Source organism: Flavobacterium aeripolare (assembly GCF_013294025.1).
Taxonomy (GTDB): Bacteria; Bacteroidota; Bacteroidia; order Flavobacteriales; family Flavobacteriaceae; genus Flavobacterium.
Genome location: NZ_JABSNL010000002.1, coordinates 225849 through 252617 on the forward strand (window position 1 = coordinate 225849; position 26769 = coordinate 252617).

Consider the following 26769-nt stretch of genomic DNA (forward strand, 5'->3'; position numbering starts at 1 on the left):
GGAGGTCTTACTCCTTAGAGATACTTGCTCCAGAGCTCTCTTTTTTCTCAATTGTTTTTGGCGTTTTAACATAGGTTATTTCACTTCCGCTTGATGCTCTTGCCTTCAAACTTAAAATTGGGTGTACTTTTATCGAAGCTCCGCTTGATGATTTTGCTGTAATTTCGTTTGCTGGTAAATCAGCTGTTTTGATTTCGCTACCACTACTAGCTGTCACCTCAAGAGCAAGTGCTAATCCCTCTAAGTAAATATCACTACCACTGGTCGCTTTACATTTTATGTTATCTGCCTCAACTGCTATGTTGATCTCTGCTGCGCTAGAGCTGCTGATGTCTATGTTACTTGCTTTAATTGTTTTTGCACTTTTTATCGTTGCAGAAGATGATGCGTGTAAATCTTGAATTAACGGCATTTTTACAAAGACTGTTTTTGCGCTTACGTCCATAAACGAACGATCATCAGATTCTATTATCAAAACTCCGTTTTCTACTTTGATTTTAATTTCATCTTGGAGGTTGTCGTCAGCTTCAACTTTTACTTCAAAATTATCAGCTTGCTCTATGATAACATCAATACTGTTGCTCACATCGATCGAATTAAAATCTTGGTCTATTTGACGGGTCTCTGTGGTAACATTGCCGCTTCCTTTAACAGCATTCATATTTACAGAATAGTTGCAGGAGCTTACTAGGAGCGCAGCAAGTGTAACTAGAATAATCTTAGTAATGAGAGTGATAAGTTTTAGCATAATTATTTAGTTTTAATGATGATTCCGTCCTTATTAATTCGCAATTCGTGCTGAGTTGTAGTCGATTTTACAATAGTATCATTGTTAATTGTGATTCCGTTTTTATTGATCGAAATACTATTATTTCCTCCTTCATTAAGTCTAATGTCAACTTGACCGTCTACATCTACATCACTATCTACATCTTCATCATCATAGTCATAATCATCTGCTGGACAATCAATGCATTTTACTTTCGAATTAAAAACTTGGTAAGTGTAGCTATCTGAGTTTTCATTAAGATCAAAATACTCATCATTTGAGCGGTCGTAGTTTTGAGCACTTTTGTCTACTTGAAAAACTGTTCCTGTAGGTAAAAATAAGGTAATTTCGATTTCTTGATCTCTAAATTTGTTCGAAATATCAGTAACCAGGTAATTGTCAAAAATCAACTGATTCCCATTCAATTGGTATTTATATTTAATTTGGTTAGCTCTTCGTTTAGCTTCAGATAGTGATTTTCCCTTAGCTTCTTTTTCAATTTGTACATAGGCTGTTTTACTGTCTGTGCTTTCTATTCTGAAACGAACCTCATTTGAATAAATTACATCGTTGCCTAGAGAGTCTTGGGTAATGCGAAATTCTCTTCGATCATTCACATTCTTAGCATAGTAATCGTTGTGAATAAATTTAATCTTTAAAGTGTCGATGCTTTGTAATGCGATATTCTGCTTTTTTACAACACGACCGTCATTTGCAAATGCTGAGGCTTGATTGATTCCTATCGAAATTAATAAAGCTATAGCGATGATCCATAAGGCTAATAAAGAATATTTAGCAATGTTTCCAATCGATTTTAAATTTGGAGAAACTAACTTGAATCCTAATAAAATCAAGAAAAACGAAGGAATAGCAACAGCTAGAAAAAATGCTAATCCAAAAACCCATATTGGATAATCGGTAAAATTACCAGTTTCGATGAATTGATGAAATGGGAAGTCATTAAAATGAGTAGATCCAAGTGTTAATACACCAATAAGGAAGACAACTATTAATGCTAGACCAGAAATGATTAAAATAATCCCCATGAATTTAGCAACAATCTTGAATAGGGTCATTAAAATATCACTAAAAGTACTACCTACTTTGTTAGCACCAGACTTAAATTGATTTCCGTATTTATCGTAATCTACGTTTTTGAATTTATCAGAAACATTGTCAAATTCTTCTCTAACTTTTTTTTCGATGTTCGAAATATTGACTGGTTCACCATGCATTTCTAGCTTTTCTGCAGTGGTTTTTGCTTCAGGCATCACTACCCAAAGGATTAAATAAGCTAAAAGTCCAGTACCAAATGCAAATACAAGTAATAAAAGAATTACTCGCAACCATACTTTGTCTATTCCAAAATAGTGTCCTAATCCAGCAAGAACCCCACCAATCATTCCGCCATCAGTATCACGATATAATTTTCGCGATGTAGTAGTAGAAGAGAAAGATTGCTGATTAAAATTTTGCTGCGTTGATGCATCATCCTCAATGATATAATCCTCAGGTTGACCCATAACGGCAATAACCTCATCGACATCTTTAATGTTTACCACTTGATTAAGGTTAACTTGCTTCTCTGTCAATAATTCAGATACTCGCATTTCTATATCTTTGATGATCTCGTCTTTACCAGATGAGTTTGACAACGATCTCTTAATAGCGTCAAAGTAGCGACTTAGTTTTTGATAGGCATCTTCATCTATGTGAAAAAACATTCCTCCTAAATTAATATTTACTGTTTTGTTCATGGTTATTTCTTTTGGTTGGTTATTAAATTTACAGCATCAGATAGTTCAGTCCAAGTGCCATTTAATTCGGTTAAAAATGTTTGTCCTACTTCGGTGAGACCGTAATATTTTCTAGGGGGTCCAGATGTAGATTCTTCCCAGCGATAACTAAGTAGTCCATCATTTTTTAGTCTTGTAAGCAGCGGATATATTGTACCCTCAACTACCAGTAACTTTGCGTTTTTTAAAGTGTCTAATATTTCTGATGTATAAGCGTCTTTCTCTTTTAATACAGATAAGATGCAAAACTCAAGAACACCTTTGCGCATTTGGGCTTTTGTGTTTTCAATGTTCATAATTTTTTCTTTGTTTTTGGATTAAACTGTTCATTCTTTGATTGATTTGATGATTAGTGGTATTTATGATGCTTTTATTACTATTTTATAAAGTTGATTGTCAATGGATAATTAAAATTTTCAGCATTTGAGGTTTTAACTGCTGCATAAATAATAAAAAAGAACTCGGTGATTTTTATTACTACTATTATAAGTAACGCAATAATTCCAGTGATTAAGAAGCCAGTGTTTCCTCCTAAGTTTAAATTTGTAATACTAAAATCATTGTCAGTAATTAAAGTGTTAAATGAAATGTTTTGCAAAATTGAAGCAAAAAAACAGGGTATAGCAACAATAATTAAAATCACAACATAGAGTAAAAGGCTTAGTTGGTAATTTAATGCTTGCTTCGCATTTTGGTCAATATAGGCTGCCTTATCCTTTTTTAAATTCCATAAAATAATAGGAAACAAATAATTCCCAAAAGGAATAAAATACTTAGTAAGTAAACTAAGGTGAATGAAGGTTGCAGTGTTCTTTTCTGATTGCGTTACCATAAAAACTTGATTTTGATTGATTGATGATTGAAACTCCACTTGATTGACTAGATTGCTAGCATGAGGTAATCTCTTATGCAAATATATGGTTAAAAGACAGTATCTTGTATCGCATAGTACCATATGTTAACATTTATTTAACATTTATGTTTTATATGTATGCATAGTATTTTTTTGTAGATTAGCAAAAAAAAATAATCCAAATGACTCTTACAGCCTCAAAACTCAATAAATTTTTGCTATTTAAATTACCATCAGCTTTTATCGCAGGAGTGAGAGTAAAAGAAATTGATGAACGGCAATGTGTAGTATCTGTAAAACATCGTTGGATTAATCAAAATCCATTCAATTCAATGTATTTTGCTGTTCAAGCTATGGCAGCCGAATTATCAACGGGTGCTCTTGTTATGTATCAAATACAAAAAAGTGGTCGAAATATATCGATGCTCGTTGCTAATAATAAGGGTAACTTTACAAAAAAAGCAACTGGAAGAATCAATTTTATTTGCAAGGATGGCTTGGTAATCGAAAACGCAATTAAAGAGACAATTGCAACAGGAGAGGGGCAAACTTTTTGGATGAAGTCGATAGGACTAAACGAAGAGGGAGTTCAGGTCTCTGAAATGGACTTTGAATGGAGTGTTCGTTTGAAAAAGTAAAACAGATTATATATTTCTAAAAAATGTCTCAATATTGAGGCATTTTTTTTGACTGATTTTTATTATTTACAATTCTAAATCACTGTAGGTTTATAATTTGGTGTATGTAATTGGTTATTTGTGGATAATGAAATGGTTTTAATAGGTTCTGTAACCTTGTTTTTATTCAAGAAGTGAGAGGTTTGAATGATTTAATGTTTTTTTTTATTGTTATACTTATGAATTTCACCTTCTTTAAAGAAACCGCTATCGGCAATAGATCCTATGATTTAATTGCTGCATTTTAATGGGTTTTTGTAAACATGAAGAACTATATGGTTTACAATGAATTGTTTTAAATCAGATGAATGAATCAGTTTCTAAATACGAGAATAGTGTATAAGATAATTCATGGTTTCTTTCTATAATTCGAAATTAAGGGTAGACCTTACAGTATTGTCAGAGTTGTTTCCAATAAAAAACCCTTAAACAATTGCTGTTAAAGGGTTTGAATTGTGTAGCGAGAACGAGATTTGAACTCGTGACCTCAGGGTTATGAATCCTGCGCTCTAACCGACTGAGCTACCTCGCCAGAGGTTATTGTTGCAACCATCCCTGATTGCGGGTGCAAAGATATAAATAATATTAGTCTTTACAAGCGTTTTTGAAAAAAATAAAATAAATTTAAAAAGATTTTTTTTTAGGCTTTATATTCTATATATTCGAAAAAAATTAAATGCGCTCATGGACCAGAAAATACGTTACGAAATAGAGTTTCCAATTAACTCATCTCCACAGTTATTATATCAATACATTGCAACTCCGTCTGGCCTGTCTGAATGGTTTGCTGATAATGTGAATTCACGTGGTGAGTTTTTTACGTTTATTTGGGACGGTTCTGAAGAAAAAGCACGTTTAGCTTCAAAGAAAACTGGAGAAAAAGTGAAGTTCAAATGGGTGGATGATAAAAATAAAGACACTGAATACTTTTTTGAAATCCATATTCTCGTTGATGAACTTACAAAAGATGTTTCTATAATGGTTGTTGATTTTGCTGAAGAAGACGAAATTGATGAAGCAAAACTATTATGGGAAAATCAAATCTCAGATTTGAAACATCTGATTGGTTCTGTATAGTAAAATTCCATATTAAAACTTATATTTGCCCTGAACAAAATTCAGGGTTTTTTTATGATTAATTTTAACGGGAACATCGTACTTAAAGATAGCAATATATTAACTGAAAACCGCTCTTTCCTATACGGAGATGGCGTTTTTGAAACAGTGAAAATTGTAAATAGTAAAATACTTTTTTTAGAAGATCACTATTTCAGGTTGATGGCTTCTATGCGAGTGGTAAGAATGGAAATCCCTATGAATTTCACCATGGAATTCTTTGAAGAGCAGATCTTATCTTTAGTTCAAAGAAATAATTTGACACAGTCTTCTCGTGCAAGAATTACGATGTATAGAAATGATGGTGGGTATTATTTGCCTGTTTCTAACGAAGTCTCTTATATCATTCACGCTACTCCCTTAGAACAAACGCTGTATAGTGTGAAGGAAACTCTATATGAGGTTGATTTATTCAAAGATTTCTATATTACAAGACAATTGTTATCGTCCATAAAATCGACAAATAAGCTACTTAATATTACGGCTAGTATCTATGCAAGTGAAAATGGTTTAGATAATTGCATCCTTCTTAATGATGCTAAAAATGTTGTTGAAGCTATTCAAGGAAATATTTTTATGCTTGTAGGTAATACATTGACGACACCGCCAGTTTCAGAGGGTTGTTTAAATGGTGTAATGCGCAAGCAAGTTTTAGCATTAGCTAAGAAGATACCTCAGTTAACCGTTGTAGAAGAAATTATTTCACCATTTGATTTACAAAAAGCAGATCAACTTTTTATTACAAATGTTATTAAAGGAATTCAGCCTATTACTAAATATAGAAAGAAAGAATTTGCTATAGCACTTGCTGCTGAGCTGACTAATTTGCTTAACGAGATGATTACCGCCTAATTTAGATAAGGGTTTTCAGGTGCGTTTGACCAAATGAGATAATCTCCACCTAGCTCGATGATTTGTTCTTTCCAGAAATGTGTTGCTGCCTTTCCTATAATTTTATTTTTATAGTTATTTGTTGTAATGATCCACGAGTTTGTGCTCATCTCGGTCTCTAATTGATTTTCATCCCAACCAGTGTATCCTAGAAAAAAGCGTATGTTCTCTTTATCTATTTGTCCTGTATTTAATAGCTCTTTAGTAGACTCAAAATCACCTCCCCAGTAGATACCATTTGAGATTTCAATACTGTTAGGAATCAATTCCGGCACATTGTGTATAAAATATAGGTTGTCTTGCTCTACCGGTCCACCATTATAAATCTTGAACTTAGAGGTAATCTCAGGGATTAAATCATTTATGGTGTACTTTAAAGGTTTATTCATAATAAAACCTACAGAGCCCTCCTTATTATGGTCAGCCAACAAAATCACAGATCTATTAAATGATAAATCTCCAATTATAGAAGGCTCAGAAATAAGCAGTTGTCCTTTTATGAGTGTTTCTGAAATCATATTTACTGCGATTTTTTTATTAAAATTAAGAAATTTTTTTAATAAAAACGAATTTCGTTACTTAAAGTGTATAAAAAAACCCTCAAAATTGAGGGTTTTTAATTATATCATAAGGTAGAAAACTTTAATTAGTTTACTGCTCCTTCTAATTCAGCACCAGCTTTGAATTTTACAACATTTTTTGCAGCGATTTGAATTGTTTTACCTGTTTGAGGGTTTCTACCGTCTCTAGCTGCTCTAGCAGATACAGACCAAGATCCAAATCCTACAAGAGAAACTCTTCCACCTTTTTTCAAAGTCTCACCTACGTTTCCTAAAAATGACTCTAAAGCTAATTTAGCAGCAGCTTTAGTTATTCCTGCATCTGCAGCGATAGCATCGATTAATTCTGATTTGTTCATAATAATAGTTATTAATTGTTGGTTAAAAAAATTGTCGATAACAAATTTAGCAGGAAATCCTTACCACACAAGAGTTTTCTGTTATTTTACCATGTTTTGTTAATAACTTAAGGCATTTGTTGATAAAAGCTGGAAGTGTGCGCTTGTTTTTAGACAAAGTCCTTATTTTATTGATCTTACTGCAGTTTTGCGTTCTCAGAAAATGTTACTCCGTTTAATAATTCGGTGATTTTCATTCTTTTTTTGCCTGGAAGCTGTAAACTCTTAATTAATAAGTACCCACCAGTTACTGCGACCTTCATTTCTTTTTTAGTACAAAATAGTTGTCCAGTGGTGAAACTATGTTCTTCCTGAGCTATCTCAGCTTCGTATATTTTTATAGAAAGTGGTTCGCCTTGATCAACAAGATAACACCATGCCGCAGGATACGGACTTAAACCTCTAATCAGGTTGAAACAATCTATAGCGGGTCTAGTCCAGTCAATTTTACAGTTCTCTTTATTTAACTTGTATGCAGTTTTAGTATCAGCTGTTTCTTCTTGAATAGTAGGTTCAGCCTCAGACTTAGCTATTAGTTGCAATGTTTTATTCACAGTTTCGCATCCTAATTCTTGTAAACGGTCGTGTAATTCTCCAGCACTTTCCTTAGGGTCGATAGCTGTTTCATCACTAAGTATTATTGCACCGGTATCTATTTTATCATCGATAAAAAATGTTGTTACTCCAGTTTTTGTCTCTCCGTTTATTATGGCCCAGTTTATAGGAGCCGCTCCTCTATAATTAGGAAGGAGTGAGGCGTGAAGATTAAAAGTTCCTAATGCTGGCATATCCCATACCACCTTAGGTAGCATTCTAAAGGCAACAACAATATGTAAGTTGGCTTTTAAAGCTCGTAGTTCCTCTAGGAAAGTTTCGTCTTTTAAATTTGTGGGCTGTAATAACTTTAGATCGTTGGTTACTGCATATTCTTTGACCGCCGAAAATTTAAGTTTCTGCCCTCTTCCTGCAGGTTTGTCAGCTGCAGTAATGACTCCAACTACTTCATAATCATTTTTTATAATACTATCTAGGATCGCCACCGCAAATTCGGGTGTTCCCATAAATACAATTTTTAGTTTTTCCATTATTATTTTAGAGCGTATTTGTTGTTAGACTTGATGATGATTTTCTCGCTTTCTAAAAGCGTCTGTAATGCAAAGATAAGCTCCTTGCTACTATTATTTAATTTTATAGCTAATTCTCTTGAGTTTAAGTCGCACTCAGATAGATGACTAACGATTGCTGTAAATAATGAATCGACACTTGTGGGTTTACTTTTTTTGGTAACGCAGTAAGAGCAAATGCCGCAATCGTCCAGTACTTCTTCTCCAAAGTAAGCAGCAATACTTTTACTTTTACACTCTTGTTCGTTTTGAACATAGTCAAGTACTGCTTTAAATTGCTCTTTTTTGAGATTATTTTGGTTTTCTAAGTATTTCACGACTTTACTTATGGTACGCTCGTCTTCTCTAATTTCGTTAAAAGTAAGTGATGAATCGGCAGCTTTTGCTGTAAAATCGACAATGTCTTTCTCATTTAATTTGTGCAATAAATCGCTCACCTGTTTTTGTGTGTGATTTGATTTCTTCGCAATTAAAAAAAGATTTAATGCGGTCTTCATTTCGCAAATACCTGGATACGTTCTCAATATTGTTAAAATGATTTCTTCATCATTAGGATTCAGGCTAGTGTATCGCAAAACCTCTTTTGAAGAGATAATAAATTGTAGACTAATTTTCTCTGAGAATTCTTGTGATAGCGTGATGATTCCTTGACGGTCTAGAAATTGAAAGGCATTATAAGTTTTTAATACAGGGAAATTATATTTGACACAAAAAGAATTTAAATTAAAAGAAAACTGTTCGTTAATCCCTTCTCCATAAGCGATTTGTAAATAATTACAGAGCTTCTTATAGATAGCGTTTAAAAAAGTTTTATCAGCTAGAATATTGAAAAACTGATTTTCTGCCTGAATAATATCTGATGGATTTGTAAGTAAAACTGCAAATGCTTTATTTTCATTGCGTCCTGCTCGACCTGCCTCTTGATAATAGTTTTCTATGTTTTCAGGTAATTGAATGTGAATAACCGTCTTTACATCGGGCTTGTCTATTCCCATTCCAAACGCATTTGTCGCTACAATCACTTGGGCGCTGTCTTGCATCCATAGATTCATATTCTTATCTTTTTCTTTCGAACTCAACCCTCCATGATAGTAGGTAGCTTTAAATCCTAGAGCATTCAATTGATTTGAAATCGTCGTGCATGATTTTCTGTTTCGAACGTAAATTATTGAAGATGCGGAATTTTTCTTAAGAATTTGTTCTATTCGATACAGTTTGTCCTCCGTTTGGAACACCATGTAAGCAATGTTTTTTCTAACGAATGATTTTTGGAAGAGGGCAGGTTGCACTAATCCTAATTGAGAAATAATATCTTCCTGAGCCCTTGCTGTTGCTGTAGCGGTAAGTGCTAGAAATGCAGTATTAGGAAAGTGTTCTTTTAAATTGCTAATTTTTAAGTAAGCCGGTCTAAAATCGTGTCCCCACTGCGATACACAATGTGCTTCGTCTATAGTAATAAGATTTATAGGTAGTCTTTTTATTCTCTCTAATATCCAGTCAGATTGTAGCCTCTCTGGTGATAAATATAAGAATTTGTAATTTCCATATTGACAGTTATCAAGCAAATCAATCATTTCATCAGATCGAATGCCTCCTGTTAAAGCAATGGCTTTTATGTTGCGCTTGTTTAAATTGGCTACTTGATCTTTCATTAATGCGATCAATGGCGAAATCACTAAACAAAGTCCAGGTCTCATTAATGCAGGAATTTGAAAGCATACTGATTTTCCACCACCTGTAGGGAGTAGTGCAAATGTATCTTGACCATTTAAAACAGACGTTATGATGTCGTTTTGAAGTGGTCGAAATTCTTGGTGTTGCCAATATTTTTGAAGAATCTTTAGTGCTTCAGACATTCATTTTAATTTTGAATTTTATATTCTGAAGGGTAAGAAAAGTACTCTTTTTGATTTTTAATTGCTGTAATTACCCAGAAATTTTATCTAAGATAAAAAGAATTCTGTTATCCACAGTGTCTTTAGGGACTTCAATTAAATTATATCCGTAGCCTTCGTATGTTTCAATTAAGTGATTCTGGATAAGTTTTGCTTGCTCATAATTCTCGTAGCGCGCGTCGTCACTTACATAAATCTCTTCCCATGGTGGTAGAATAAAGATTTTTGAATATTTATATTCTTTACAAATATCGTCAAAAGAAGCAGGGTAACTATCACCTATATAATGCATGTAAGCAAGTACGTCTGGTATACCGCGGTCGATAAAGACAACTTCATGTGATTCATTTTGAGCACTTATGAACTGTTTTTTTCTTCCTTCAAGTAGTAATTCGCTAAATAGCAAAGGTTTTTCAAGGAACAACTGCTCGATACCTTGTTTTTTTGCTTCTAGGGTAACTTCCCTTGAAATTTCAGGATAGCAGCAATAACCTTTAGCTACTAATCCGTTAATAAGAGTACTTTTTCCTGTTCCAGGACCGCCGATAATTATGATGATTTCTTTATGCACTTTTTGGAAATAAGGCGCAAACTTACTCAAACTTATTGTAAATCGAAAAATGATAGCCATAAAATTTACCAATTTGATAAAATTTCATATTTGAGAATTCATATTTTGCGTTTGAAAATGTATCTTTGCTTTAATTTTATACAAAAAATGGATAAGAAAACCGAAGAATTCTACGAAAGGTTAGAAGCAGAGTTGGATAAAAGTAATGAGTGGCCAGCCTTGTATTTATATAAATTTATTGTGCCTACAGTTGCAGATAATGTTGAAAAAGTAGCTCTTGCATTTGATTGTATGGGTGCTGTTATCAAAACTACAAAATCAAAAACAGGTAAGTTTACAAGTGTTTCTGTAGATGTTACAATGAAAAATGCTAAAGAAATCATTCAAAAATACCAGGAATTGGCGACAATTGAAGGTATCGTTTCACTTTAAGATTTTCCTCCGCTTACTATAAAGGTATGCTTACTTATTAATAGCCTTTGATTGCTACGTTTCTTCTAAATAAAATTCGAATATGAATTCAAAATATACAAAAGAAAATGCGAATGATGTGGTGCATCATTTGGAATACAACGCCGAAAGGTCACACTTGATTATTCCAGAATACGGCCGTCATTTACAAAAATTGATCGATCAAGCAACGGCTATTGAAGATGATGAGGAGCGCAACAAAGCGGCTAAATACATAATTCAAGTAATGGGAAGTTTAAACCCGCACTTGCGTGATGTTTTAGATTTTCAACACAAATTATGGGATCAATTGTTTATCATGTCTGATTTTAAATTAGATGTGTCTTCACCGTATCCTATTCCTTCGCGTGAAGTTTTACAACTTAAGCCAGATGTTTTACAGTATCCACAAAACTTTCCTAAATACAGGTATTATGGTAATAATATCAAGTATATGATTGATGTGGCTAATAAATGGGAGGAAGGCGACATGAAAAATGCATTAGTAAAAGTAATTGCTAATCATATGAAAAAGTCTTATTTGAGTTGGAATAAAGACACTGTTAAAGATGATGTTATTTTTGAACATCTTTACGAACTTTCAGATGGTAAATTGAACTTACTACAAAGCTCTGAAGAGTTATTGAATACGACAGATTTGTTGCGCACGAATAAAAGAATTTCGAATAAAATATCAGCTGTTAGTCAACCAAAAATTCAAAGTAATAAGAATAGTAAGACAGCAAAACCAAAATATAAGAAACAACAATAAAGCATTGCAAAACCAAATCAAATATTCAATTGTAATTGATATTTTTGCAAGCAATATTAAAAAACGATAAACTAATATATGGGAATTTTCAAAATAGAAGGAGGCATTCGTCTAAAAGGAGAGATTACTCCACAAGGAGCAAAAAATGAAGCATTACAAATTTTGTGTGCTGTGCTATTAACTTCAGATAAAGTAATAATCAATAATATTCCTGATATTATTGACATCAATAAGTTAATTGTTCTTTTAGGCAACTTAGGAGTTAAAATCCAAAAAAACGGAGGCGGATCTTATACTTTTCAAGCAGACGATATTAATATTGCTTACTTAGAAACTGAAGCCTTTAAAAAAGAAGGTGGTTCTCTTAGAGGGTCAATTATGATTGTAGGACCATTATTAGCTCGTTATGGTAAAGGATATATCCCAAAACCAGGTGGTGATAAAATAGGTAGAAGACGTCTTGATACCCATTTTGAAGGTTTTATTAATTTAGGAGCAAAATTTAGATACAATAGAGAAGATCACTTTTATGGTGTTGAAGCTCCTGATGGTCTTCATGGGGCATCAATGTTACTTGATGAAGCATCTGTTACAGGAACTGCAAATATCGTTATGGCTGCTGTTCTTGCAAAAGGAACGACAACAATATACAATGCGGCTTGCGAACCTTATTTACAACAACTATGCAAAATGTTGAACTCTATGGGGGCAAACATCACAGGTGTAGGTTCAAACTTGCTTACTATTGAAGGTGTAGAAAGTTTAAACGGTTGTGAGCATAGAATTTTACCTGATATGATCGAAATAGGAAGTTGGATTGGTCTTGCTGCTATGACGAGAAGTGAAATTACAATAAAAAATGTAAGTTGGGAAAATCTAGGAGTAATACCTTCTGTTTTTAGAAAACTTGGAATTACATTAGAAAAAAGAGGTGATGATATCTACATTCCTTCTCACGAAGATGGGTACGAAATCAAAACAGATATAGATGGTTCAATATTGACTATTGCAGATGCACCATGGCCAGGTTTTACGCCTGACTTGTTAAGCATCGTTTTAGTGGTAGCAACACAAGCTAAAGGAGATGTGCTAATTCATCAAAAAATGTTTGAAAGCCGTTTGTTCTTTGTAGATAAACTTATTGATATGGGGGCAAAAATCATGTTGTGTGATCCGCACAGGGCGGTTGTTATGGGGCATAATTTTCAGTCTCAGTTAAAAGCAACTACGATGTCTTCTCCTGATATTCGTGCAGGAATCTCTTTATTAATAGCAGCACTTTCAGCAAAAGGAACGAGCACTATTCAAAATATTGAGCAAATCGATCGTGGATATGAAAATATCGATGAGCGTTTAAGAGCCATCGGTGCTAATATAGTACGCGCATAAATTCAATAATAAATTTTTTACTAATCGTTTAAATAATTCTTTTACACTCTTAAAAGTATTATTTAAACGATTTTTTAATTCGAATAATCTCAAATTATGACTCGAGAAAAAACAGCGATAAAAGCAACCTATTTCAGTATTTTAGGCAATTTATGCTTGGCTGTAATTAAAGGTTTTGCGGGATTCTTTGGGAATTCTTATGCTTTAATCGCCGATGCAATCGAATCTACAACGGATATATTTGCATCAGTTCTTGTCTTGTTCGGAATTAAATATTCAAACAGACCAGCAGATGAGAATCATCCCTACGGACATGGAAGAGCAGAGCCTTTATTTACTTTTCTAGTTGTTGGTTTTCTAATTACTTCGGCAACCATAATAGCTTATGAGAGTATTCTAAATATTCAAAGGCCGCACGAAATGCCAAAACCGTGGACGTTAATCGTTTTGGGACTAATAATTATTTGGAAAGAGTACTCCTATCGCGTTGTAATTAAAAGAAGTATAGAAACAAATAGCTCAGCACTAAAGGCAGATGCTTGGCATCATAGAAGTGATGCAATTACCTCAGTAGCGGCTTTTATTGGGATTTCTATAGCGATTTTTTTAGGTAAGGGTTACGAATCTGCAGATGATTGGGCGGCTTTATTTGCTTCGGCATTTATCTTATACAACAGTTACCTCATTTTTAGACCCGCTCTAGGCGAAATTATGGATGAGCATCTCTATGACGATTTGATCTTAGAAATACGAAAAGTGGCTCGTTCAGTAGAAGGTATAATTGATACCGAAAAATGTTTTATTCGAAAGGCAGGAATGCAATTTCATGTGGATTTGCATGCTATCGTAGATGGTAAAATATCAGTAAAAGAGGGACATGATTTAGCCCATAAATTGAATGATGTATTACTAAGTCAAATTCCTGAATTGGGGCACGTACTCATTCATGTTGAGCCAGATTCATATGAATAGCTTACTATTTAGATTAAAAAAGAGTGTACGGCTAGTTCATAGCTATTTAGTCCAAAACCTAAAATAACACCCTTAGCGTTACCTGAAATATACGATTGATGTCTAAAGCTTTCGCGAGAATAAGTATTAGAAATATGGACTTCAATAACGGGAGTAGTGATTGCTTTTACAGCGTCCCCAATCCCTACAGAGGTATGTGTATAAGCAGCTGCGTTCAAAATGATCCCATCATAATCAAATCCACATTCTTGAATTTTGCCTATTAGTTCTCCCTCAATATTACTTTGAAAATAACTAAACTGAATTGTAGGGAATTTAATTTGAAGCGAAGTGAAATACTCCTCAAAAGTTAATTTACCATAAACTTCAGGTTCTCTTTTTCCTAGCAAGTTCAAGTTAGGTCCGTTGATAATGCAAATTTTCATACTTCTTGTTTTTGTAAAAATAAAAAAACCGCTCTTAATAAAGAGCGGTTTTTAAATATTGTTTGTGATATTTTTAAAAGAAGAAACCAGCAGATAATTGTACTACTGAATTTTTAGTCTTTGCCTCAGAAACTTTAGTATCTGTCAATCCTAAATTATAACGACCTTGAATAAAAATACTCTTAGTTATATTAAATCCTAAACCAGCATTAACCGAAAAATCAAATGTTTTAGAATCCTTAACATCAAAGTTGTCTTTTTCGCTCAATAAGAAAGAAGCTTGCGGTCCTAGCTCTAAAGTAAAAGCATCGCTTAAAGATATTTTTGCTAATACAGGTATTGCTAAATAGCCTAATTCGTTAATGAATTCTTCTCCAGCTCTATCATATGATGCTCCTTGCGTACTATATAAAAGCTCTGGTTGTACTTTGAATTTATCGGTTAATTTAACTTCAGCAACTAGACCTACGTGATAGCTAGTAATCGCATCAGTTTGAATCTCAGCTCCAGTTAAGTTAGCATAGTTCAATCCTCCTTTTAATCCAAATTTTACCAATTGCGCTTGAGCTCCTAAAGAAAATGCCAAAAATGCTCCAGCAATCATAAATGCTTTTTTCATTGTTTTAATGTTTAGTTAGTCTTAATGTTTGTTGTGCAATATTAACTCTTTTTTAAAAGTTTTATTGTCGTTCATGAATTTAATTTAATGATCATTGTAAATAAATATTTAGTTATAGTGTAATAATTACACGGTAATTGTAGGATGTATCTTTCTCACCAAATTTGGTGATTTTGCAAATTGTAATGTGTTGATTAAAAGATACATATTGTTTAAAATTTGTTTATAAGAAGCTTTTTTCCTACTTAAAATAGGCGATTTAGGTAATGTTTTACATGCATTTGTGGCAAATTAATTAAACTAACAAACAAAATGAAAAAAATTATTTTAACTGTTGCGGCGGTATTAGCTTTTGGATTTGCTAATGCACAAGATGGACAATTTAAAGCTGGTGTTCATGTAGGTTTACCTATGGGAGATATCAAAGATGTCACTTCTATTAACCTTGGAGCTGACGTTGCGTATTTGTGGAATGTTGCAGATGAATTTAAAGTGGGTGTAACTACAGGGTATACTTCATATTCTGGAAAAGACGTTACATTTAGTGATGGTTTTAATTCGTTTACAATTAAATCAGAAGCTGTTGGTTTTATACCTGTTGCAGCCACTGCTCAATATTCTCTAACAGATAATCTATTCTTAGGTGCAGACTTAGGTTACGGGATATACACTGGAAAAGGGGAGTCTGATGGAGGTGTTTATTACCAACCAAAATTTGGTTATCAAAATGAGAAAATAGAATTATATGCAGGTTACAAAGGGATCTCTGTAGACGGAGGTTCATTTTCTTCATTAAATTTAGGATTCAATTACAAATTCTAATTGACTCACATAATAAGTTGATCATAAAAACCTCCTATTTGGGAGGTTTTTTTATGGCTAATAATTGCGTTAATTTGTACTATGAATTGGGATACTTACATAAAGGAATATCAAGCCTATTTAAAAATTGAGCGTGGCTTATCAAAGAACACGGTCGAAAACTACAGCTATGATATAGAGCGACTGCTTTTATTTTTAGATGCCAATAGCATTTCAGTGTCTCCTTTAAAAATCTCAGAGAATGAATTACAGCAATTTATCTACACTATTTCTTCAGAAGTGAATGCTAGATCGCAAGCACGTATTATTTCAGGCTTAAAAAGCTTTTTTTCTTTTTTAATTTTCGAAAATTATAGGGACGATAACCCACTCGCTTTAATTGAATCTCCACGTACTTCTAGGAAACTCCCTGATACATTATCTGTAGAAGAAATTGATGCTTTAATCGCTGCGATTGACTTGAGTTCAAATGAAGGGGAGCGCAACCGAGCTATGCTTGAAACCTTGTACGGCTGTGGACTTCGGGTTTCAGAGTTAGTAGAATTAAAGATATCTGACTTATTTTTTGACGAAGGTTTTATCAAAGTTACAGGTAAGGGAAATAAACAACGTTTTGTTCCAGTGAGTGAACTGTCACAAAAGTATATAGGCTTCTATAGGGAAGGCGTACGCACACATCTTACTATTAAAAAAGGAGCAGAGGATACTTTGTTTTTAAATAGGAGAGGAGGGCAGCTTACCAGAGCTATGATCTTTACGATTATAAAGGAGTTGTCTGTTAAGATCGAACTCACAAAGAAAATAAGTCCACATACCTTTAGACACTCTTTTGCGACGCATCTATTAGAAAATGGCGCCGACTTAAAATCTATTCAATTAATGCTAGGGCACGAGTCTATCACAACTACTGAGATCTACGTGCACCTAGATAGAAAGTTTCTAAAAGAGGTTGTTAATAGTTACCATCCTCGGAAATCGTAGGCATTAAAAAAGCACAAAAAAAATCCCTTTAAACAACTTTATAAGTGTTCAAAGGGATTTTTATATAATAGAGTAAAGATTACTTGGCTATGTTCACAGCTCTAGTTTCTCTAATAACAGTAACTTTTACCTGTCCAGGATAAGTCATTTCTGTTTGTATTTTTTGAGAGATTTCAAATGATAAATTTGCTGCATTATCATCAGAAACTTTTTCACTTTCAACGATTACACGTAGTTCTCTACCTGCCTGAATTGCATAAGCGTTTTTCACACCTGTGAATCCGTAAGCTACTTCTTCAAGATCTTTCAATCTTTGTATGTATGAATCTAATACTTGTCTTCTTGCTCCTGGTCTTGCTCCTGATATCGCATCACAAACTTGGATTATTGGAGAAAGTAATGATTTCATCTCGATTTCGTCGTGATGCGCTCCAATCGCGTTACATACTTCTTCCTTTTCACCATATTTCTCAGCCCATTGCATTCCTAATAAAGCGTGAGGTAAATCACTTTCTGCATCTGGAACTTTACCAATATCGTGTAATAAACCGGCTCTTTTAGCAAGTTTAACATTCAGTCCTAATTCGGCTGCCATGATACCACAAAGTTTAGATACTTCACGAGAGTGTTGTAATAAATTTTGTCCGTAAGAAGAACGGTATTTCATTCTACCTACAACTTTAATCAATTCAGGATGTAAGCCGTGAATTCCTAAATCAATTACTGTTCGCTTACCAACTTCTATGATTTCGTCATCAATTTGTTTAGCTGTTTTTGCCACTACTTCTTCAATACGAGCAGGGTGGATACGACCGTCAGTAACCAGCTTGTGTAATGCTAAACGAGCAATTTCTCTACGTACAGGATCAAAACATGATAATATAATAGCTTCAGGAGTATCGTCAACAATAATTTCTACTCCAGTTGCAGCTTCAAGGGCACGGATATTTCTTCCTTCTCTACCAATGATTCTACCTTTAACGTCATCAGATTCAATGTTAAATACAGATACGCAATTCTCAACTGCTTCCTCTGTACCTACTCTTTGAATTGTATTAATAATGATTTTCTTAGCTTCTTGTTGTGCTGTTAATTTTGCTTCTTCGATTGTGTCTTGTATTAAAGACATAGCCTTAGATTTAGCCTCAGCTTTCAAGCCTTCTACTAATTGGCTTTTAGCTTCATCAGCAGATAATCCAGAAATTAATTCTAACTGCTGTAATTGACTTTGATGTAATTTTTCAACCTCTAACTGTCTCTTGTCTAAAACTTCAATTTTAGAAGTAATATCGTTAGTTTTACTGATATAATCGTCATTTACTTTTTTAGCTTTTGAAAGTTCATTTGAGATTTGCGACTCTTTATCTCTAATTCTTTTTTCAACTTCAGCAACTTTTTTATCTCTAGAAAGAATTACTTGTTCGTGTTCAGATTTAAGTTCGATAAACTTTTCTTTTGCTTGTAAGATTTTATCTTTCTTGATGTTTTCAGCTTCTACTTTTGCATCTTTTAAAATAGATGATGCCTCTTTTTTAGCATTTTTCAGGTAGTTAGAGATGTTACTTTTTTCGATTGCTTTGGCAATTCCAAAACCAACTATTATCCCTATTATTCCTGCAATGATTGTTACTATGTCCATGTTTGTTTAAAATTTATATATAAAAAAAGCCTACATTAGCCGGATTGCATAAACTCGAAAAGACAAGTTTTGAGCTAACTCACTGTTCAAGTTTCCTCGCCAAGGCGTGGCATGCTATAGTAGTGATGATTCGCTCATCCTAAAATGTTAGTGTTGAGTTTACCAAATGTGAACTAATGTAGGCAGTATCTTAGTTTCTGTAAAGAACGTTTAATTGTCGAGATATTGATCTAAAAGCGCATTTAATTTTTTAATTCTTTCGATAGTCTCTTCACCATTGATCGAATTATCAATTTGTTTTTGTTCTACTTGAGAAGCAAACTGCAAAGCACACATGGCTAAAACATCTTGCTTGTCGCGAACAGCGTAATTTTCTTCAAACTGTTTCATCATCACATCGATTTTCTTAGATGCGCTTCTAAGACCTTCTTCCTGAGAAAAATTCACTGTAAGAGGATAAACTCTGTCTGCGATTGATATTTTTATTTTCAGCTTTTCGTCCATATTTTCTTAATCTGAAAGTTGTGCAATACAATAATCAATTTCTCGAATTAATGAATTTATTTTAAGCTTAGTATCTCTTTTATTGTCGTCACTGCCCAGTAATGAGTTAGCAATTTTTAGTGTGTCATATTGCACTTTAAGTGCTTCAATTTCATTTGATTGAGACTGTATAACGGCTGCAGATTTTGTTAATTCGACCTTTATTTCTTGATTATTTTTTTCTAAACTTTCAATTTTTGATATAAGTTTTTCGATTTTATATTCAAGAGTATCAATTATTTCTACAATTACACTCATTATATTTTCTATTCATTACTTAATATTACAAATTTAGTATTACTTTTTATTATTACAATATTTTATTGGTTTTTTTATTTTAAAATAGTCAAATTATTGACTTGTAAATGTTTACGATTTGTGTTTTTTTATAAACGATAACGAATTACTTTTTTTACCTTAGCAAAAATGTATATCATGAAATTTTTAAGATTATTTCTAGTGCTTTCTACTAGTGTTATTGCCCAAACAAAGTACCCTCAAGATTATTTTAGATTGCCGCTAGATGTTCCTGTGCAGCTCTCTGGAAACTTTGGAGAATTAAGACCTAACCATTTTCATACTGGCTTTGACTTTAAAACATTACAGCGTGAAGGACTAGATGTTCACGCCGTCGCAGACGGTTATGTTTCTCGTATAAAAATGTCACCGTATGGTAACGGAAAAGCTATTTACATCACCCATCCTAATGGTTATACATCTGTTTATTGTCACTTGCAAAATGCAAGCGGCGAAATCAAAGAATACATATACAATGCCTATTATAAGGAGGAAGCCTACGAAATTGAGTTATTTCCTAAACCTAATGAATTGCCTGTAAAAAAAGGACAAGTAATCGCTTTGTCAGGAAATACAGGGTCATCTCAAGGGCCACATTTACATTTCGAATTCAGAGATAGTAAAACAGAAAAAATTATTAATCCATTATTGTTTGGTTTTGATAGTGCTATAAAAGACACTAAAAAACCTGTTGTCTCTGCTTTATATGTATATCCTGTTGAAGATGACGCTATCGTCAATCAGTCAAAGAGGCCACTGCTTTTAAGTTTGTCTCTTCAAAAAGATGGTACTTATTTAGCAAATAGTGTGAAGGCAAATGGTAAAATTGGTTTTGGGATTACAGCTGCTGATTATGATAATGTTTCTTATAATAAGAACGGGGTGTATAAAGTACAAACATACTTAAACGGTAGTCCTAGTTTTGGTTATCAATTAGATACGTATTCGTTTGACGAAATGCGATACATCAATGCGTTAATTGATTATCCTAAATACCGTGCTAACTCACAGAGAGTGCAAAAGTTGTTCATGAAAACGCCATACCCGCTAAGTATTATCAAAGCTGATAAAGATAATGGTGTGGTTGATGTTTTGCCTAATTTGGCTTCTGTGTACCGTATTGAAGTTTCAGATTTTTTTGGAAACACTACTGTTATTACTGTTCCAGTAAACTACGATCTCACAAACCCTATTGTGAAAAAAGAGCAAACACATTCGCAATATTTCGTGAGAGTAGGTAAGGATAATATTTTTTCTAAAGATAATTTTACTGTAGATATTCCTGCAGGTACTTTTTATGATGATTTTGAAATGGATTTTAATGTGAAATCTAAGACATTATATATAGGTAGTGAAAGTACTCCTGTACAGTCAAATTTCACAATCACTATTGAAGATGATTCTTATACTGATGCCCAAAAGGAAAAAATGTACATCGCAGATATTGACAGTAGAGGTAGAGCGGGTTATAATTATACTTGGATCAAGGGAAATGTTTTTTCTGCTAAGGTTCGTTCACTAGGAAGATACCGTCTTTACAGCGACAATACAGCGCCTTCTATTGCGATTACATCTTCAATCGAAGGTAAATGGATTAGTAGTCAAAAAACTATTCAATTGCGTATTAGTGACAGTGGCTCGGGACTTAAATCGTATAACGGTTATTTAAACGGAAAATGGGTTTTATTCGAATATGACTATAAAACTGGAAAGATTACACACGATTTTAGTAATGGTAATGTCGCTGAAGGGGCAAACGAACTTAAGGTTGTTGTAGAGGATAAAGTAGGGAATATTAAAACATTTGAAACTCGCTTTTTTAGAAGTCAACAATAATTATATCGTTTTTAACTGCAATTTTTTTTATCGAATATTGGAAATCTATAGTCTATTTTATTTATGAGTATAGAGCTGTTGATTATTATCTTTTTAGGAGGGTTGCTGCCTATTTAAAGTGCATAAAATGCTGTTAAATTATAAATTGGTTTTTAAAAATGATTACATTTGGTTTTATATTTTAATATTACACGGTTATGAAAAAATTACATATAGCATTATTAAGTCTTTCTGTTTTACTTGTTGTTAGTTGCAAGAAAGAAGAAGAAAAGCCTAAAGTAATTTATGATGCGGCAAATAAGTCAAAAGCGTCCACTAAAGTAGATTCTGCTCAGGTAGCAATTGCTGATTTACCGATACAAATGGATGGCACAGATTATCTTATTCATCCTGTTGCCGATTTAAGAGTTTATGAACGCGGCACTAAATCAAGATACGGTTCCTCTAGTGTGATCGATTTGAGTTTCACTATTTCAAACTATGGTGAAGATGAAATTACAGGCTATTTACAAAACTTAAAATTTCAAAAAATAGGTTCAGATTCTATTAGACCGTTAACAGATAAGCCAGCCTTAATTCAAACGGCTACGTTTTTACGCTCGGTTTCTAACCAACTTAGAAAGCAAGTCATGGTGTATACCATGTATGATGTAGATACTAATAGAGATGGGCGTCTAGATGCGAGTGATATAAAATCATTGTATTTAAGTGATATTAGTGGTGCTAATTTCACAAAAGTTTCAGCAGATTTTCAGGAGTTGATCGACTGGAATTTAATTGAATCGAATAATAAACTGTACTTTCGAACAGTAGAAGATACCAATAAAAATGGGCAATTTGATAAAAACGATGTCTTACATTATAACTTCATCGATCTGTCTAAAGCGGGTTGGGAAGTGTCAACATACATGCCAATTTAAATAAAATACTAAATCAGGATATCACTTTCTAAATCTGATTTTTCAATATTAAAGTCAAAACCTAGTTGCTTCACTAATTGAATGACTAGGTTTTTATACCAGTTCTCTGACTTGGGGTGAATATAGATGTTCTCGATTAATTTATCGATATCAACACTAATTTTTAAGCCGTCGTTTAATGTGATTTTGTTTTCTTTTACATCTGTAATCACACGTACTTCTCTCTCATATTGAAAGCTTTTTCGCTTGAATAAAAACGGAAAAAACATATCGTCAAAAGGAATGTATTCCTTCTTGTAGTCAATGTAATTTACCTCGCCTATATATTGTTTGTAGTTATTTTCAAGATGTAACGATTCTTGCAATCGTCCTATGGTAGATTGAATGGCTAAACCTTCACTGTTTTGTGTGAAGATTTGCCACATGGCAAAGGATTCGTATTCGTTGATATGCCAGCTGCTAATGGCCACGCGCTCACGATGGGTTTTGTAAAATTTTAAAAAATCAGGATTGTCAATAGAGAGTTTCCTGATCTCTTCAAATGTGGGTTCGCTAAACGTACCTTCATATTGATCCTCAAATTTATCAGATCGTGACATAAATAGCTTTCTAGACATAAGCAGGTCTAGAAATTTTGATAGATCTAAGTATTTCCAAATAATAGTATCAGGATTTTCAGGAAGCTTTATATCGGGATTGTTCAAGTACATTTCTTGGTATTTTATAATTAGTACATCCTACTACTGGATTTTCTCAAAAATTTCACACTATAAAAGTACAACTGTTGTCTTTTATTCAAATGATTGTAAGGTTACTAATTTATTATAAGTGCCGTTCAATGCAATCAAAGTTTCATGTGTACCTTGCTCTACAATGCGCCCTTTTTGCATTACAATAATAGTGTCTGCTTTTTGAATCGTCGATAAACGGTGCGCAATTACGATCGAAGTCCTATTTTGCATCATGTTTTCTAAGGCTACTTGTACAAATTTCTCACTTTCAGTGTCTAATGCCGAAGTTGCTTCATCTAAGATCATAATAGGAGGATTTTTAAGCACCGCCCTAGCAATCGACAAACGTTGTTTTTGCCCGCCAGAAAGTTTGTTTCCGCTGTCTCCTACATTAGTGTTAATGCCGTTAGGCAAGTCTTTTACAAACTCATATGCGTTAGCAATTTTTAAAGCTTCGATAATTTCGTCATCAGTGGCATCTTGTTTTCCAAGTGCTATATTAGCTCTAATGGTATCATTAAATAGAATGCTGTCCTGAGTTACCAATCCCATTAAACCGCGTAACGATTGTAAATTAAAATCTTTTATGTTTTCTCCGTCAATAGCAATCGAGCCCTCGTTTACATCGTAGAAACGAGTAAGTAGATTAGCAATAGTACTTTTTCCACTACCTGATTGTCCTACAAGAGCAACTGTTTGTCCTTTTTTAACCTCCAGCGAAAAGTCTTTTAAAACGATTTCATCTTCATATTTAAAGTTGATATTTTTAATAGAAATAGCCGATTCAAAAGTCGTTTTCTCAATCGCATTTTCTTTTGAGGTAATAGGGTTTTGTTGGTCAAGGATTTCAAGTACTCGTTCTGCTGCAGCGTTTCCTCTTTTTACACTGTAAGAAGCTTTAGAAATTGATTTTGCTGGAGTAAGAATGTTATACGCTAATCCCATATAGGCAATAAACGAAGCGCCATTTAATGTTTTTTCGATCAAAACCATATTTCCTCCATACCATAACAGTATAGCAATAACCATGATTCCCATAAATTCACTAGTAGGCGAAGCTAGATTTTGTCTGTTTCCAATGCTGTTAGATAATTTAAAAAAACGCTGTGTCGAGCTAGAGAAAATAGTATTGAAATACGATTCTGAATTGTATCCTTTGACCACTTTTAGTCCGCCTAAAGTTTCTTCAATCGTAGATAAAAATATTCCTTGCTCTTCTTGCGCTTCGGTAGATTTTCTCTTTAATTGTTTACCTATCAATGAAATAACATATCCAGAAACCGGAATAAATATAAATACAAATAAGGTTAGATCAACACTTATCGAAAGCATGGCTGCAATAGTGAAAATTATTGTCAAAGGTTCTTTTACAATTAGTTCTAATATGGATAAAAACGAAGTTTGAACTTCGTTGACATCAGCAGAAATTCTGGCAATAACATCTCCTTTTCTTTTCTCAGAGAAGAACGCTAGTGGCAATTCAATAGTTTTTTTATACATCGCGTTACGCATGTCTCTAAGGACACCGTTTCGAAGAAAAGTAATAAAAAACATAGCTAGGTAATCACTCAGGTTTTTTAATAAAAAGATGGTAATAATTAAACCCACCATTACAGATAAGGTGTAGCCTACACCATACGTATCTGTGGCATGCGTAATAAAGTAGCTAATGAAATTTTCGGCATACGTTTTAATTCCTCCAAGTCCTGTATAAACGGGTTCAATGGTGTTTCTCTTTGTTTGGTCAAATAAAACCTGCATCATTGGGATCAATGACATAAACGATAGTGTGCTAAAAAGAGCATACAGTACATTAAAAAAGATGTTTAAATACGCATACTTTTTATACGGGACAAGAAAAGAGAATATTCGTTTAAAATTATTCATTAGAATAGATATTATGAAGACCCGACAATTTTCAGGAAAGTTGTCGGGTCTGCTATTATTATAGGTGAATTAAAGTGCTTAATTCAATTGCATTGAAGCAATGATATTTTTTATTTTTTGGTCTAAAACAGTTTCAACTTCATTAAAGTCTCCCACAGCTTCTAATACTGCATTTACACTGATGTAGAATTTAATTTTTGGCTCTGTTCCACTGGGTCTAGCACAAATTTTAGATCCGTCCTCGGTGTAATAAATTAATACATTTGATTTAGGAATACTCATTGTAGATTCTGATCCGTCAAGTAAATTTTTAGCGATAGATGATTGGTAATCTTCAACCATAATTACACGTTGACCATTGATTTCTTTTAATGGGTTTTCACGCAAATCAATCATCATTTGAGTGATTTGTTGTAAGCCTTCCATTCCTTTTTTAGTAATCGAAATCAAATGTTCTTTATAGAATCCATTGTCAACATACAACTTGATTAGTTCTTTATAAGGAGAGCTTCCGTTTGCTTTAGCTTGAGCTGCAATTTCGCATACTAATAAAGTCGCCGCAACAGCATCTTTATCGCGCACAGCATCTCCTACCATGAAACCAAAACTTTCTTCTCCACCACCAATGAATTCTAACTCTGGAAAATCTTTGATCATCTTAGCGATCCATTTAAATCCAGTTAAACCTACTTTGCATTCTACATCATAATTAGAAGCAAGCTCCATCATCATAGGTGTAGAAACTATAGTTGATCCTATAAATTGTTTTCCGTTGATTTTGTCTGATTTTTTCCATTGTTCCAGTAAAAATGCTGTCATTAAAACCATAGTCTGGTTTCCGTTAAGCAAGATCATTTTACCCTCGTTATTGCGCACTGCTACTCCTAGACGATCGCAGTCAGGATCAGTTCCCACTACAATATCAGCGTTTGTTTTCTCAGCAAGAGCAAGTGCCATAGCAAGTGCCTCTGGTTCCTCAGGATTAGGAGATTTAACAGTAGGGAAACTACCATCTGGAATTCTTTGCTCTTCTACGATGTTTACATTTTTATAACCAGCTTGTGACAAAGTTTCAGGAATAACTGTGATTGATGTTCCATGAAGCGAAGTGAAAACAATGTTTAAATTGTCTTTAGCTTCCTGCGGTGTATTAAAACTTGCGTTTGCAATAGATGATTTTATAAAAGCAGCATCTAAATCTTTATCGATATAATGAATCAAATCCTCGTTAGCGCCAAATTTTATTTCGCTATAATCTAAATTTTCAATAACATTGATAATTCCAGCATCTTCTGGTGGTACAATTTGTCCACCATCTTGCCAGTACACTTTGTATCCATTATATTCTGGTGGATTGTGTGATGCTGTAAGTACGATTCCGCATTGGCATCCCAAATGTTTTACTGCAAATGATAATTCTGGAGTAGGTCTTAACTCTGAAAACAAGAAAACTTCAATTCCGTTTGCCGAAAATACATCAGCAACGGTCTTAGCAAGCGTATCACTATTCTGGCGACAGTCATAAGCAATTACTGCTTTCAAAGGTTGGTTAGGAAAGCTAGTTTTTAAATAATTAGACAATCCTTGTGTGCTTTTTCCAAGCGTATATTTGTTAATGCGGTTGTTCCCAACGCCCATTACCCCGCGCATTCCGCCGGTTCCAAATTCAAGATTTTTATAAAAACTCTCCTCAAGCTCTTTTGGTGATGAGGCAATTAATTCTTTTACTGCTGCTTGTGTAGCCGTGTCAAATGATGGTGTTAACCATTCATTTACTGCGTCTAAAATGTTTTGTTTGATATCCATATGTCTATTTATTATCAGTTAATTATATTT

The 26769-nt window shown here is 33.5% G+C and carries 28 protein-coding genes and 1 tRNA gene; 11 read left to right on the plus strand and 18 right to left on the minus strand.

Going from position 1 to position 26769, the window contains the following annotated elements; all coding sequences use genetic code 11:
• Positions 1–7: 7 nt before the first annotated feature.
• The 4 genes from HNQ00_RS03280 to HNQ00_RS03295 form a co-directional block, all read right to left on the minus strand.
• Positions 8–748 carry a head GIN domain-containing protein gene (locus HNQ00_RS03280; RefSeq protein WP_173836909.1) on the minus strand — a complete coding sequence of 247 codons (741 nt, stop codon included), beginning with the start codon at positions 746–748 and terminating at the stop codon, positions 8–10.
• Between the two features lie 2 nt (positions 749–750).
• The gene (locus HNQ00_RS03285) at positions 751–2526 is read right to left on the minus strand and encodes a PspC domain-containing protein (RefSeq protein WP_173836910.1); all 1776 of its coding nucleotides are present in this window, start codon (positions 2524–2526) and stop codon (positions 751–753) included.
• 2 nt (positions 2527–2528) lie between these two features.
• Positions 2529–2861 carry a PadR family transcriptional regulator gene (locus HNQ00_RS03290; RefSeq protein ID WP_173836911.1) on the minus strand — a complete coding sequence of 111 codons (333 nt, stop codon included), beginning with the start codon at positions 2859–2861 and terminating at the stop codon, positions 2529–2531.
• Positions 2862–2941: 80 nt separating this feature from the next.
• Complete coding sequence (locus HNQ00_RS03295; RefSeq protein WP_254598431.1) at positions 2942–3478, minus strand: DUF4870 domain-containing protein; 537 nt, start codon at positions 3476–3478, stop codon at positions 2942–2944.
• 122 nt (positions 3479–3600) lie between these two features.
• Here HNQ00_RS03295 and HNQ00_RS03300 point away from each other — a divergent pair, with 122 nt between their 5' ends.
• Positions 3601–4056, plus strand: a complete 456-nt coding sequence (locus HNQ00_RS03300; RefSeq protein ID WP_173836912.1) for a DUF4442 domain-containing protein — start codon at positions 3601–3603, stop codon at positions 4054–4056.
• A gap of 497 nt (positions 4057–4553) precedes the next feature.
• On the opposite strand, the gene HNQ00_RS03305 is transcribed toward HNQ00_RS03300, so the two are convergent.
• Positions 4554–4627: transfer RNA gene (locus tag HNQ00_RS03305), tRNA-Met, on the minus strand.
• A 152-nt stretch (positions 4628–4779) separates the two neighbouring features.
• On the opposite strand from HNQ00_RS03305, the gene HNQ00_RS03310 reads away from it, so the two are divergent.
• Positions 4780–5172, plus strand: a complete 393-nt coding sequence (locus HNQ00_RS03310; RefSeq protein ID WP_173836913.1) for an START-like domain-containing protein — start codon at positions 4780–4782, stop codon at positions 5170–5172.
• A 54-nt stretch (positions 5173–5226) separates the two neighbouring features.
• Positions 5227–6063, plus strand: coding sequence for an aminotransferase class IV (locus tag HNQ00_RS03315; protein WP_173836914.1), 837 nt, complete (start codon positions 5227–5229; stop codon positions 6061–6063).
• Here HNQ00_RS03315 and HNQ00_RS03320 read toward each other — a convergent pair.
• The 5 genes from HNQ00_RS03320 to HNQ00_RS03340 form a co-directional block, all read right to left on the minus strand.
• Positions 6060–6620 carry a YqgE/AlgH family protein gene (locus HNQ00_RS03320; protein WP_173836915.1) on the minus strand — a complete coding sequence of 187 codons (561 nt, stop codon included), beginning with the start codon at positions 6618–6620 and terminating at the stop codon, positions 6060–6062. The genes HNQ00_RS03315 and HNQ00_RS03320 overlap by 4 nt on opposite strands.
• A 128-nt stretch (positions 6621–6748) precedes the next feature.
• Positions 6749–7021, minus strand: coding sequence for an HU family DNA-binding protein (locus HNQ00_RS03325; RefSeq protein ID WP_026706853.1), 273 nt, complete (start codon positions 7019–7021; stop codon positions 6749–6751).
• Between the two features lie 176 nt (positions 7022–7197).
• Positions 7198–8145, minus strand: coding sequence for a methionyl-tRNA formyltransferase (gene fmt, locus HNQ00_RS03330; RefSeq protein WP_173836916.1), 948 nt, complete (start codon positions 8143–8145; stop codon positions 7198–7200).
• 2 nt (positions 8146–8147) lie between these two features.
• On the minus strand, positions 8148–10040 hold the full coding sequence (locus tag HNQ00_RS03335) for a RecQ family ATP-dependent DNA helicase (protein WP_173836917.1): 1893 nt from the start codon (positions 10038–10040) through the stop codon (positions 8148–8150).
• Positions 10041–10110: 70 nt separating this feature from the next.
• Positions 10111–10710 (minus strand): AAA family ATPase, encoded by a 600-nt coding sequence (locus HNQ00_RS03340; RefSeq protein ID WP_217425244.1) that lies wholly within the window; start codon positions 10708–10710, stop codon positions 10111–10113.
• 87 nt (positions 10711–10797) lie between these two features.
• Here HNQ00_RS03340 and HNQ00_RS03345 point away from each other — a divergent pair, with 87 nt between their 5' ends.
• The 4 genes from HNQ00_RS03345 to HNQ00_RS03360 all read left to right on the plus strand — a co-directional run bounded on the left by HNQ00_RS03345 (position 10798) and on the right by HNQ00_RS03360 (position 14233).
• On the plus strand, positions 10798–11082 hold the full coding sequence (locus HNQ00_RS03345; protein WP_173836918.1) for a DUF493 family protein: 285 nt from the start codon (positions 10798–10800) through the stop codon (positions 11080–11082).
• Positions 11083–11164: 82 nt separating this feature from the next.
• Entirely contained in the window at positions 11165–11872 is a 708-nt protein-coding gene (locus HNQ00_RS03350; protein WP_173836919.1) for a DUF4290 domain-containing protein, read from the plus strand.
• A 78-nt stretch (positions 11873–11950) separates the two neighbouring features.
• Positions 11951–13261 carry a UDP-N-acetylglucosamine 1-carboxyvinyltransferase gene (gene murA / locus HNQ00_RS03355; protein WP_173836920.1) on the plus strand — a complete coding sequence of 437 codons (1311 nt, stop codon included), beginning with the start codon at positions 11951–11953 and terminating at the stop codon, positions 13259–13261.
• Between the two features lie 96 nt (positions 13262–13357).
• The gene (locus HNQ00_RS03360; RefSeq protein WP_173836921.1) at positions 13358–14233 is read left to right on the plus strand and encodes a cation diffusion facilitator family transporter; all 876 of its coding nucleotides are present in this window, start codon (positions 13358–13360) and stop codon (positions 14231–14233) included.
• Between the two features lie 8 nt (positions 14234–14241).
• On the opposite strand, the gene aroQ is transcribed toward HNQ00_RS03360, so the two are convergent.
• Both aroQ and HNQ00_RS03370 read right to left on the minus strand, forming a co-directional pair.
• On the minus strand, positions 14242–14658 hold the full coding sequence (aroQ, locus tag HNQ00_RS03365; RefSeq protein WP_173836922.1) for a type II 3-dehydroquinate dehydratase: 417 nt from the start codon (positions 14656–14658) through the stop codon (positions 14242–14244).
• A gap of 73 nt (positions 14659–14731) precedes the next feature.
• Positions 14732–15277, minus strand: a complete 546-nt coding sequence (locus HNQ00_RS03370; protein ID WP_173836923.1) for a porin family protein — start codon at positions 15275–15277, stop codon at positions 14732–14734.
• Between the two features lie 312 nt (positions 15278–15589).
• Here HNQ00_RS03370 and HNQ00_RS03375 point away from each other — a divergent pair, with 312 nt between their 5' ends.
• Positions 15590–16099: an outer membrane beta-barrel protein gene (locus tag HNQ00_RS03375; protein WP_173836924.1), complete on the plus strand. Its 510-nt coding sequence runs from the start codon at positions 15590–15592 to the stop codon at positions 16097–16099.
• Between the two features lie 81 nt (positions 16100–16180).
• Entirely contained in the window at positions 16181–17080 is a 900-nt protein-coding gene (gene xerD / locus HNQ00_RS03380; protein WP_173836925.1) for a site-specific tyrosine recombinase XerD, read from the plus strand.
• Positions 17081–17159: 79 nt separating this feature from the next.
• Here the strand turns inward: xerD and rny are convergent, their stop codons facing one another.
• From rny to HNQ00_RS03395, 3 genes are all read right to left on the minus strand, one after another.
• Positions 17160–18719 carry a ribonuclease Y gene (gene rny, locus HNQ00_RS03385; protein WP_173836926.1) on the minus strand — a complete coding sequence of 520 codons (1560 nt, stop codon included), beginning with the start codon at positions 18717–18719 and terminating at the stop codon, positions 17160–17162.
• 210 nt (positions 18720–18929) lie between these two features.
• Positions 18930–19223 carry a cell division protein ZapA gene (locus tag HNQ00_RS03390; protein WP_173836927.1) on the minus strand — a complete coding sequence of 98 codons (294 nt, stop codon included), beginning with the start codon at positions 19221–19223 and terminating at the stop codon, positions 18930–18932.
• A gap of 6 nt (positions 19224–19229) precedes the next feature.
• Positions 19230–19520 (minus strand): hypothetical protein, encoded by a 291-nt coding sequence (locus tag HNQ00_RS03395; protein WP_173836928.1) that lies wholly within the window; start codon positions 19518–19520, stop codon positions 19230–19232.
• 177 nt (positions 19521–19697) lie between these two features.
• On the opposite strand from HNQ00_RS03395, the gene HNQ00_RS03400 reads away from it, so the two are divergent.
• On the plus strand, positions 19698–21395 hold the full coding sequence (locus HNQ00_RS03400; RefSeq protein ID WP_173836929.1) for a M23 family metallopeptidase: 1698 nt from the start codon (positions 19698–19700) through the stop codon (positions 21393–21395).
• Positions 21396–21592: 197 nt separating this feature from the next.
• The gene (locus tag HNQ00_RS03405) at positions 21593–22315 is read left to right on the plus strand and encodes a hypothetical protein (RefSeq protein ID WP_173836930.1); all 723 of its coding nucleotides are present in this window, start codon (positions 21593–21595) and stop codon (positions 22313–22315) included.
• 8 nt (positions 22316–22323) lie between these two features.
• Here HNQ00_RS03405 and HNQ00_RS03410 read toward each other — a convergent pair whose 3' ends face one another.
• The 3 genes from HNQ00_RS03410 to HNQ00_RS03420 form a co-directional block, all read right to left on the minus strand.
• The gene (locus HNQ00_RS03410; RefSeq protein WP_173836931.1) at positions 22324–23025 is read right to left on the minus strand and encodes a hypothetical protein; all 702 of its coding nucleotides are present in this window, start codon (positions 23023–23025) and stop codon (positions 22324–22326) included.
• A gap of 81 nt (positions 23026–23106) precedes the next feature.
• On the minus strand, positions 23107–24933 hold the full coding sequence (locus HNQ00_RS03415; protein WP_173836932.1) for an ABC transporter ATP-binding protein: 1827 nt from the start codon (positions 24931–24933) through the stop codon (positions 23107–23109).
• 78 nt (positions 24934–25011) lie between these two features.
• Positions 25012–26739, minus strand: a complete 1728-nt coding sequence (locus tag HNQ00_RS03420; RefSeq protein ID WP_173836933.1) for a phospho-sugar mutase — start codon at positions 26737–26739, stop codon at positions 25012–25014.
• Positions 26740–26769: the final 30 nt, after the last annotated feature.